Here is a 9,734-nt window from a genome sequence, read left to right on the forward strand (position 1 = left end):
GGTTAAGGGTGCTCAGCTTCCACATGGACGGCTTCGCGGCGCACCAGGTAAATGCCGCTGGCAATGATGATGCCCGCGCCCAGCAAGGTATAGCCATCCGGCAGCGTATGCCACAACACCCAGTCAATCGCCACGCCCCAGGCCAGTGCGGAATATTCAAACGGCGCCACCACCGAAGCCTTGCCGGTGCTGAACGCACGCGTAATCGCCAGCTGGCCGAAGAAACCGCTCAGCGCCAATGCCAGCAATACCCAGCCATCCTCGGCCCGCACCGGCACCCAGTTCTGCACAGACATGGCCAGGCCGCCGAGCGACATCAGGATCAGATACCAGAACATCATGGACTCGTTGGTATCGCTGCGCGCCAGCACGCGGCTGACGATAGCGGTGGTCGCATAGCAGAACGCCGAGCCCAGAATCGCCAGGCCGCCAATCGACAGGAAGCCCGCCCCTTCAGGGCGCAGCACCACAATCACACCGATCAAGCCAACCGCGATGGCCACCCATTGGCCAGTGCTGACCTTCTCCTTCAACACGACCACCGATAGCGCGGTAATGAGCGCTGGCGCGATGAAGAAGATCGAATACGCTTCCGCCAGCGACAGCATGCTGAGGCCAAAAGCAAACATGGTGAGCATGCCGACACCCAGCGCACTACGCAGCAAATGCATGGGCCAGCGCACCCGGAAGATGCCCTTGAAGGCGCCACGGTACAGCATGTACGCGCACAGCAGCGGCAGCGAACTCAATGCGCGCATGGCAGTGACTTGTCGGGCGGGATAGTGTTCGGACAGCAGCTTCATGGTGGTATCCATGAAGGAGAACATGGCAACGGCAATCAGCATCGCGTAGATCGCGCGCAGATTTTCTTGGCGGCTAACGGAAGACAGAAGAAGCTCCTTGATCGGAGAACGTCATGATGGCGACGTCGGGAGCCAGGACGGCGCATGACGCTATCGCATGGATTATAACAACTCTTCAAAGTGTCTAAATGGAAATTAATATGTTATTATATTTACAATTTACACATTGGATTTTCTATGCACTACCAATCCGGTCTTCTAGCACTGCTTATCGCCACTAGCCTGATTGGCTGTGGCGGCCAATCAGATACATCGTCAGTTCAAATGCGTTCCGCCCAGCGAACTCAAGGAGGTTCATCTCCGACTGCCGATGACGACGACGTCGTACTACCCAATGATCGCTCTCAATATCTCATAGAGAGCAAGGAATCCGGCTATGTCATCACAAACATTCCAGACGATGGCACTAGTCGCTCTTATAGCGTTTTGCGACGAGTACAATTTGCCGACGTATCGCTCGCCTTGGACGTCGACTACAGCAGCCAGATTTACCGTCTCTATCAAGCCGCGTTTAACCGAAAACCAGATCTCGCCGGTTTGGGTCATTGGCTTGCAATACTCGATAGTGGTACCTCACTTGTCACCATTGCCGAAAGTTTTGTGGGGAGCGCTGAGTTCCAACAGCTTTACGGCGTCAATCCCGATAACACCTTATTCCTCACCAAGTTATACAACAACGCATTACATCGTGATCCAGATGCAGCTGGCCTTGCTTCCTGGCTGAGAGCGATGCAGCTGGGACTAACCAGAGCACAGGTGCTTGTGGGATTTTCAGAAAGTACAGAGAACAAAAACGCATTAGCTCCAACCGTTGAAAAGGGTATCGCATACGTCGAACGCGGCGTGAATTATCGCCCTGTAGCAAATGCTGGCAGCAATGTTCAAACGACGATGAAATCTACTGTCACGTTGGATGGCAGCGCGAGCACCGATGCAAATAACGATTCGATAAAATATGAATGGGCGGTGATAAACAAGCCAAGCACCAGCCTGAATACACTTTCCTCGGTATCCGCAAGCAAACCCTATTTTGTCCCTGATGCCGCAGGTACTTATACGTTCTCGCTAACCGTAAATGACGGTGTCCGGGCTAGCCGCCCAGCAATCGTAAGCGTTTCTGTTTCAGCAGTACCAATAGCACCTATTCCAGACACCGGCATTTACAAGTGCTCCCAGCTGACGCTATCCGTAGCACAGGCACTATACCTTGCTGGACATACCTATCTGGACCGTGACCATGATGGCAAACCTTGCGAAGCAAACGACATTGCAGTTGAGTCACCAGTAATCATCCCCTCTACGCCAACAGTAAAACAATGCTGGGTCAATGGATACAGAAGAAAAAATGGCACTTATGTCCACGGATATTGGCGGAGCTGCTGAAGACTAAGGCAGCAGCATCACCAGCTTGAAATCGTGACGCTTGGCCATGTGGAGTGTCACCTGGTTGAAGCTCATCTCGCCAGCGAGGGGATGGTGGAAGCGGCGCAGTCCGCCCTCGCGGCTGACGACATCCTGCGACGCCCATAAAAGGCGAAACTCCGGGCTGTCTTGCGACAGTTCGGCGATCATTGCGGCCAGCGCTGGATCGCTGGCGTGTTTGCCGATGTCGGCACGGAATTCGGCGGCGAGGCGACGCGCGCGGTCATCCCAGTCGACAATCAGGCCCCGTGCGGCGGCGCTGCGGAACATGAAGCGCAGCAGATTGGGACGCGCAGGCGCAGTCTCCTCGACGTCCAGCCAGCCGCCGAACAAGGCCAGCGCGTGGCCGTTCCAGGCCACAGCATCCCATTGCCGGTTGAGTATATAGGCCGGCGCATCGATGGCGGCAACGACCGCGTCCAACGATTGGTCGGCCTCGCCTGCGTCAGCATCGTGCTGTGGGTCCAGGCGTTCGGCCAGACTGAACAGGTAGCTGCGTTCCGCCGCATTCAGGTGCAGCACCTCCGCCATGCGCGCCAGCAGCTTGCTGGAGGCGGCCACTTCCCTGCCCTGCTCCAGCCATGTCAGCCAGGTCGGGCTGACCTCGCACAGCTGCGCCAGTTCCTCGCGGCGCAAGCCTGGCGTGCGGCGGCGGCCGCCCGCTGGCAAGCCGACACTGGCCGGCGTAGTCCGTTCACGATGGGCGCGGATGAAGTCGCCAAGTTTGCTTTGCATGGTAGTTCCTTATACCAGGATAAGTCCTTGCCTTGTTACAGGATAAGAACACGCCTATTCTGCACTGACTGCGCCATTTTGAGGAGAGATCATGCAACAGCAAGCCGTTGTCGCCCAACAGTTCGGCAATACCGCCAGCGCCTACCTGACCAGCACCGTCCATGCGCAAGGCGCCGACCTGGCGCAGTTGCGCGAGATCGCCGCAGGGTTGGGCCAACATCCCGTCGTGCTGGACCTGGGCTGCGGTGCCGGCCACGCCAGCTTTGCCGTGGCGCCCGTGGCGGAATCCATGACGGCGTTTGACCTGTCCGCCGAAATGCTGACCGTGGTCCGCAACGCCGCGCATGAACGTGGCCACCACAACATCGGCACGCAGCAAGGCAACGTCGCCAGCTTGCCCTTTATCGATGCATCCTTCTGCATGGTAATGACACGCTTCTCCGCCCATCACTGGCTGGACGTCCCGGCCGCATTGCGCGAAGTGCGCCGGGTGCTCAAGCCGAACGGCGTGTTGGTCATCATCGACATCACCGCGCCCGAGCATCCGCTGCATGACACCACATTGCAAGCGGTAGAATTGCTGCGCGACGGCTCGCACGTGCGCGACTACCGGCCATCCGAATGGCAACGCATGCTCGGCGACGCCGGCTTCAACGCAAAAAAAATCGACAGCTGGAAGCTCGACATGCAGTTCAACGACTGGACCGCCCGCATGCGTACGCCGCCCGCGCGCGTCACCGCCATCCGCAGCCTGTTCAGCACCGCGCCCGATGAAACGCGCGCTTATTTTTCCGTGCAGCCGGACGACTCCTTCACTATCGATTCCACCATGTTCCTGGCACATAACGCCTGATGACGCCACAGCAGCTGGGCGAACGCAAAGGAGGACGGTCGCGCGACCTGCTGGAGCGCGCGGCCGTCATCTCGCGCGATCACAACGACGCCAAAAAAATGGCCATCATCGCCACCGCAGCGACGGCTATGCGGTGGTCTACTCGTGGTCGGAAGTCTTCAATACGCCGGTGGGCAACGAGGTGCTGGTGGTCTTTGAAAAAGGCGGCCAGGCGCTGGCCGACGATGAAGGCCGCATCGCTATGATCTCCGGCAAAGACCTCCGCGCCGGTCCGCGCCATGTGAAATGGCTCAAGAGTATCGAGATCAAAAAGATCGTCGATTAGGCAATGCCGGCCTGCGCGCTCACGCTGCTACGGTGAGCGTCTTTCAATGACAGCAGGGCGGCACGCAGCATGCCGCAGATTTGCGGGTCGGCGCGCATTGCCGATTCGCTCAGGTTGGCGCCAAGCAGCGGCAGCGTAATCGATGCCGCTTCCACCACCTGCGCCGACATCACTGTGATTGTCTCGCGCAGCGATGCGTATGCATGGGTGGCGCGCGGCGAGGCGTTCAGCAACGCTACCGGCTTGCCGATGAAGGATTCGTTACCAACCATCCAATCCAGCCCGTTCTTGATCGCGCCCGTCACGCCGTGCGCGTACTCCGGGCTGGCAATCACCAGCGCCTCTGCTCGCAGCAACTGGTCGCGTAACGACGCCACGATCGCTGGCAGCTCGGTAAGATCCGGATTAAACAGCGGCAGCAGGCCCAGTTCGCGATACACGCGTACTTCCATGCCAGGCGGCGCCACCTCGGCCATCACGCGCAACAGCATGGAATTAATCGACGCAGCGCGCAAGCTGCCGGAGATCGCCAGAATTTTCATGGATAAAAAAACGGCGCCTGCGGCGCCGTCCTGGAATTACAGCTGGCCCAGCAGGGTTTCCGCGTTCGATACTTCGAACTTGCCACCCTGTTCGATATTGAGCTGGGTGACCACACCGTCTTCCACCAGCAGCGAGTAGCGCTGCGAGCGGGTGCCCATGCCGAACTTGCTGAAGTCGGCGTCCAGGCCCAGCGCTTTCGAGTAGGCGGCGTTACCGTCGGCCATCATGCGTACGGTGCCGGTGGCTTTCTGGTCGCGGCCCCATGCGCCCATCACGAAAGCATCGTTGACCGAGATGCACCAGATCTCATCCACGCCCTTGGCTTTGAGCTCGGCGGCGTGCTTGACGTAACCCGGCACGTGCTGTGCCGAGCAGGTCGGGGTGTAGGCGCCTGGCAGACCGAAGATCGCGATCTTCTTGCCCTTGACCAGGTCTTGTACATTGAACGTGTTCGGGCCGAGCGAGCAGCCTTCGGTTTCGGTTTCGATGAATTCGGACAGGGTGCCTTCTGGCAGTTTGTCGCCAATCTTGATGGTCATGGATGACTCCTTTTATAAGTTGAATGTAAAAAAGCCGCACCGAGGTGCGGCTTTTTCCCCGGATAGAACCGGCAGTATGCCTTAATCGGCCTGTTTGCGCAGGAAAGCAGGAATGTCGTAGGTTTCCATGCCGTTCTTTTCCATTGCGCGCACCTGCTCGGAAGCCGATTCGCGGCGCCATACGGCCGGGGCTTTCATGCCGTCGAACGCTGGCGATGCGCCGCCGCCCATGCCGCCGGCCGCGCCCATCGACAGGCCTTGCGCCGCCGCCGCGCCCCCCATGGCAGCCGATGGCATCATCGGGCTGTTGTGGGTGCCGGTACGCAGCATCTGCTGAGGTACCAGCTGCACGTGCTTCTTGGCTTTGCCCAGGCCCGTGGCCACCACGGTCACGCGGATGCTGTCGCCCATCTCGTCGTCGTAAGCGATACCTTGTGCGATCGAGGCGTCCGGCGCGGCAAACGCGCGTACCGCCGCCATGACTTCCTTGATCTCCTTACCTTTCAGGCCACGCGATGCGGTGACGTTCACCAGCACGCCGCGTGCGCCCGACAGGTCAACGCCATCCAGCAGCGGCGACGCCACGGCCTGCTCGGCAGCGATGCGCGCGCGGTCCACGCCAGCAGCCGTGGCGGTACCCATCATCGCCTTGCCCTGCTCGCCCATGATGGTCTTGACGTCGTTGAAGTCGACGTTGATGTGGCCCGGCACGTTGATGATCTCGGCGATACCGGCCACCGCGTTGTTGAGCACATCGTCAGCGTGTTGCAGCCATTCGATCAGCGATTCGTCTTCGTAGATCTCTTCCAGCTTCTCGTTCAGAATCACGATCAGCGAGTCGACGTTGGCCGACAGCTGTTCCAGGCCTTCGTCGGCGATGTCCATGCACTTCTGGCCTTCGTGCGAGAACGGCTTCGATACCACTGCCACGGTCAGCGCGCCCAGCGACTTGGCGACTTCCGCCACGATAGGGGCGGCGCCGGTGCCGGTGCCGCCGCCCATGCCGGCAGCGATGAAGACCATGTGCGCGCCGCGCAGCGAGTCTTCGATGCGCTGGCGCGACTCTTCCGCCAGCTTGCGGCCGACGTCAGGTTTCATGCCTGCGCCCAGACCGGTCTCGCCGATCTGGATGATGTTGTCGGCCTTGGAGGTCGACAGCGCCTGCGCGTCGGTATTGGCGGCGATGAACTCGACGCCGGACATACCTTTGTTGATCATGTGTTGTACCGCATTGCCACCCGCACCGCCGACCCCAACGACCTTGATGACAGTACCCAAAGCTGCGTTATCGACCATATCGAACTCCATGATGTGACTCCTATCAGAATGCGGTTTTCAAGCGCCAGTCCTCATAATTGTAGGAGAACTGGAGATTGAAAACTGCGGTTTAATATAAAAATTTGTGTTAGTGAGAGACAGGCCTCAGAAATTCCCGAGGAACCATTCCTTCATACGCTGCCAGACTGCTTTTACCGATCCATCCTGCCGCGTGACGATGTGGCCACGCAGGTACTGCTTTTTCGCTTCCAACAACAGGCCCAGTACGGTCGCGTAGCGCGGGCTGCGCACCACGTCGGCCAACTGGCCACGGTAATCCGGCGTGCCCAGACGCGCCGGCTTGAGGAATATGTCTTCCGCCATCTCCACCATGCCCGGCATGATCGAGGTGCCGCCGGTCAGCACGATGCCCGAGGACAGCACGCCTTCGTAGCCCGACTCGCGCACCACCTGGTGCACCATCGCGAACAGCTCTTCCACGCGCGGCTCGATCACCGCCGCCAGCGCCTGGCGCGACAGGTTGCGCGGACCACGGTCGCCCAGTCCCGGCACTTCCAGCGATTCGCCCGGATCAGCCAGCACCTGCTTGGCCACGCCGTAGCGGATCTTGATCTCTTCCGCTTCCGTGGTCGGCGTACGCAGCGCCATGGCGATGTCGTTGGTGATCTGGTCACCGGCAATTGGAATCACCGCAGTGTGACGGATCGCGCCGTCCGAGAACACGGCCACGTCGGTGGTGCCGCCGCCAATATCGATCAGCACCACACCCAGTTCTTTTTCGTCGCGGGTCAGTACCGCATCGGCCGAGGCCATCGGCTGCAGGATCAGGTCCGATACTTCCAGGCCGCAGCGGCGCACGCACTTGACGATGTTCTGCACCGCCGACACCGCGCCGGTGACGATATGCACTTTCACTTCCAGCCGGATGCCGCTCATGCCGATCGGCTCACGCACATCTTCCTGGCTGTCGACGATGAATTCTTGCGGTACCGTATGCAGCAATTGCTGGTCGGTCGGAATGTTAACCGCCTTTGCCGTTTCAATGACGCGCGCTACGTCGGTCGCCGTCACTTCCTTGTCCTTGATCGCCACCATGCCGCTGGAATTGAAGCTGCGGATATGGCTGCCCGCGATACCCGCGTACACGTTGCGGATCTTGCAGTCGGCCATCAGCTCGGCTTCTTCCAGCGCGCGCTGAATCGATTCCACGGTCGCTTCGATGTTGACCACCACACCTTTTTTCAGGCCGCGCGATTCATGCTGGCCCAGGCCAATTACTTCGTGGCGGCCATCGCCCATCACCTCGGCCACCACGGCCACCACCTTCGAGGTACCGATATCGAGGCCGACGATCAGGTTTTTAGCGTCTTTTGTCATTTCTCTTTGCCTGCTATGTGTGCTTTGTATCCGGTTTTTTGGCCGTAGGTTTCTTGATGAGTGATTTGGGTTTTGCGCCTTCCACGGGCATCTTCAGCCCTTGTGCGCTCAACGCCAAACCGTTCTGGTACCGCATGTCTATCGTGTCAATATTGGGCAGGTGCTCCACCAGCTGCGGATAAATCCCGATCAGGCGGTCCACCCTCTCCTTCAACGTCGCACTGGTCTGTTCCCGGCCCAGCGCCACGCTCATGCCATTATTCAGTTTCACCGTCCACGCGTACCGGCTTGAAAGCGATAACGTTTGCGGCACCAGCTGGAGCGGCGCAAACCATTTCCGCAACTCGTCGTAACGCGACAATACTTCCTTCTCGCTGCCATCCGGCCCTTCAAACTCCGGCAGCGCATGATCCTCTTCCGCTTCGGCCAGGTTGGCGGTGAAGACGTCGCCCTTGGTCGACAACAGCCTGCCGTCCTCGCCCCAGGTGCCGAGCGCTTCATGCTCCTCCAGCGCCACAATCAACTGGTCCGGCCATTCGCGGCGTACCGTGGCGCGGCGTACCCAGGGCACCGACTCAAACGCCTGGCGTACCGCATCCAGGTTGGTGGTGAAGAAGTTGCCCTTGATCCGGCCCAGCGCGTTGTTACGCAGCGTCAGGTGATTCACATGCTTCAGTTCTTCGTTATTGCTAATCGTCTCAATCCGAATGGTGCGCAGGTTGAACATCGGCCGCTGCGACACCCACCACACGCCGGACGCGATGCATGCCAGTATCGTCAGCGCAAACAGGCCGCTGGCGGTAGCATTCAAAGCCCTCACGTCATGCCACATCGACCACTCAACCCTTCATTTTCAAACGTGCAGTGCGCAGGATTTCCACGCACAGGTCTTCATAACTGATGCCTTCCGCGCGCGCCGCCATCGGCACCAGCGAGTGGCTGGTCATGCCTGGCGAGGTGTTCACCTCCAGCAGGAACGGTTTCTGGTCGGTTTCGCGCAGCAGCACGTCAACCCGGCCCCAGCCCTCGCAACCCAGTGCACGGTAAGCCTGCACGGCGATACGCTGCATCTCCGCGGCCAGCGCATCCGGCAGCGCGGCTGGGCAGTGATACTTGGTGTCGTCCGTGAAGTACTTGTTCTGGTAGTCGTAATTGCCTTCCGGCGCCACGATTTCCACCACAGGCAAGGCGCGCGCGGTGGCGCCGCCGCCCAGGATCGCCACCGTGAATTCACGGCCGGTAACAAATTCTTCCGCCATCACCGAATCATCCAGCGCGGCGGCGATATCGTAGGCAGCCTTGAAGCCAGCTGCCTCGCTGACCTTGGTGATACCGATGGTCGAACCCTCATGCGGCGGCTTGACGATCAGCGGCAGGCCCAGATCGGCGGCGGTGGCCGCCAGATCCGATTGCGCATTCAGCACGGCGTAACGAGGCGTTGGCAAACCTTGGTGCAGCCACACGATCTTGGTGGTGATCTTGTCCATGCCCACCGAACTGGCCATCACACCGCTGCCGGTGTAGGGAATGCCCAGCAGTTCCAGGGCGCCCTGCAGGCTGCCGTCTTCGCCAAAGCGGCCGTGCAGCGCGATAAACACGCGATCGAATTTTTCCGCCGCCAGTTCAGCCAGCGAACGCTGGCCCGGATCGAAGGGGTGAGCGTCAATGCCTTTGCTTTTCAGCGCAGCCAGCACACCCGCGCCGGACATATTGGATACTTCGCGCTCTGCCGAGCGGCCGCCAAACAGCACGCCGACCTTACCGAATGCTTTTGCGTCTTGTGGATTCAGTGTGCTCAC

Annotated in this window: 11 protein-coding genes; 3 read left to right on the forward strand and 8 right to left on the reverse strand. The window is 59.8% G+C overall.

All coding sequences use genetic code 11. The features are described 5' to 3' along the window. Positions 1 to 2: 2 nt before the first annotated feature. Positions 3 to 845: a DMT family transporter gene (locus tag BUA36_RS13380; protein WP_072785225.1), complete on the reverse strand. Its 843-nt coding sequence runs from the start codon at positions 843 to 845 to the stop codon at positions 3 to 5. Positions 846 to 1,040: 195 nt separating this feature from the next. Here BUA36_RS13380 and BUA36_RS13390 point away from each other — a divergent pair, with 195 nt between their 5' ends. Next, complete coding sequence (locus BUA36_RS13390) at positions 1,041 to 2,246, forward strand: DUF4214 domain-containing protein (protein WP_084560148.1); 1,206 nt, start codon at positions 1,041 to 1,043, stop codon at positions 2,244 to 2,246. A 3-nt stretch (positions 2,247 to 2,249) separates the two neighbouring features. Here the strand turns inward: BUA36_RS13390 and BUA36_RS13395 are convergent, their stop codons facing one another. Continuing rightward, positions 2,250 to 3,020 (reverse strand): helix-turn-helix transcriptional regulator, encoded by a 771-nt coding sequence (locus BUA36_RS13395; protein WP_072785228.1) that lies wholly within the window; start codon positions 3,018 to 3,020, stop codon positions 2,250 to 2,252. Between the two features lie 91 nt (positions 3,021 to 3,111). Here BUA36_RS13395 and BUA36_RS13400 point away from each other — a divergent pair, with 91 nt between their 5' ends. Further along, positions 3,112 to 3,873 carry a class I SAM-dependent methyltransferase gene (locus BUA36_RS13400; RefSeq protein WP_072785229.1) on the forward strand — a complete coding sequence of 254 codons (762 nt, stop codon included), beginning with the start codon at positions 3,112 to 3,114 and terminating at the stop codon, positions 3,871 to 3,873. Positions 3,874 to 4,006: 133 nt separating this feature from the next. Next, on the forward strand, positions 4,007 to 4,198 hold the full coding sequence (locus BUA36_RS13405; RefSeq protein WP_072785230.1) for a hypothetical protein: 192 nt from the start codon (positions 4,007 to 4,009) through the stop codon (positions 4,196 to 4,198). Here BUA36_RS13405 and BUA36_RS13410 read toward each other — a convergent pair. The 6 genes from BUA36_RS13410 to BUA36_RS13435 form a co-directional block, all read right to left on the reverse strand. After that, positions 4,195 to 4,740 (reverse strand): NADPH-dependent FMN reductase, encoded by a 546-nt coding sequence (locus tag BUA36_RS13410; protein ID WP_072785231.1) that lies wholly within the window; start codon positions 4,738 to 4,740, stop codon positions 4,195 to 4,197. The genes BUA36_RS13405 and BUA36_RS13410 overlap by 4 nt on opposite strands. A gap of 36 nt (positions 4,741 to 4,776) precedes the next feature. Further along, entirely contained in the window at positions 4,777 to 5,280 is a 504-nt protein-coding gene (locus BUA36_RS13415; protein WP_072785232.1) for a peroxiredoxin, read from the reverse strand. An 81-nt stretch (positions 5,281 to 5,361) separates the two neighbouring features. Continuing rightward, on the reverse strand, positions 5,362 to 6,588 hold the full coding sequence (gene ftsZ, locus BUA36_RS13420) for a cell division protein FtsZ (protein WP_072785233.1): 1,227 nt from the start codon (positions 6,586 to 6,588) through the stop codon (positions 5,362 to 5,364). Between the two features lie 114 nt (positions 6,589 to 6,702). Then, positions 6,703 to 7,935 carry a cell division protein FtsA gene (gene ftsA, locus BUA36_RS13425; RefSeq protein ID WP_072785234.1) on the reverse strand — a complete coding sequence of 411 codons (1,233 nt, stop codon included), beginning with the start codon at positions 7,933 to 7,935 and terminating at the stop codon, positions 6,703 to 6,705. 13 nt (positions 7,936 to 7,948) lie between these two features. Next, the gene (locus tag BUA36_RS13430; protein ID WP_072785235.1) at positions 7,949 to 8,767 is read right to left on the reverse strand and encodes a cell division protein FtsQ/DivIB; all 819 of its coding nucleotides are present in this window, start codon (positions 8,765 to 8,767) and stop codon (positions 7,949 to 7,951) included. Between the two features lie 7 nt (positions 8,768 to 8,774). Further along, positions 8,775 to 9,734: a D-alanine--D-alanine ligase gene (locus tag BUA36_RS13435; RefSeq protein WP_072785236.1), complete on the reverse strand. Its 960-nt coding sequence runs from the start codon at positions 9,732 to 9,734 to the stop codon at positions 8,775 to 8,777.

It is taken from the genome of Duganella sacchari (genome assembly GCF_900143065.1).
Classification (GTDB): Bacteria; Pseudomonadota; Gammaproteobacteria; order Burkholderiales; family Burkholderiaceae_D; genus Rugamonas; species Rugamonas sacchari.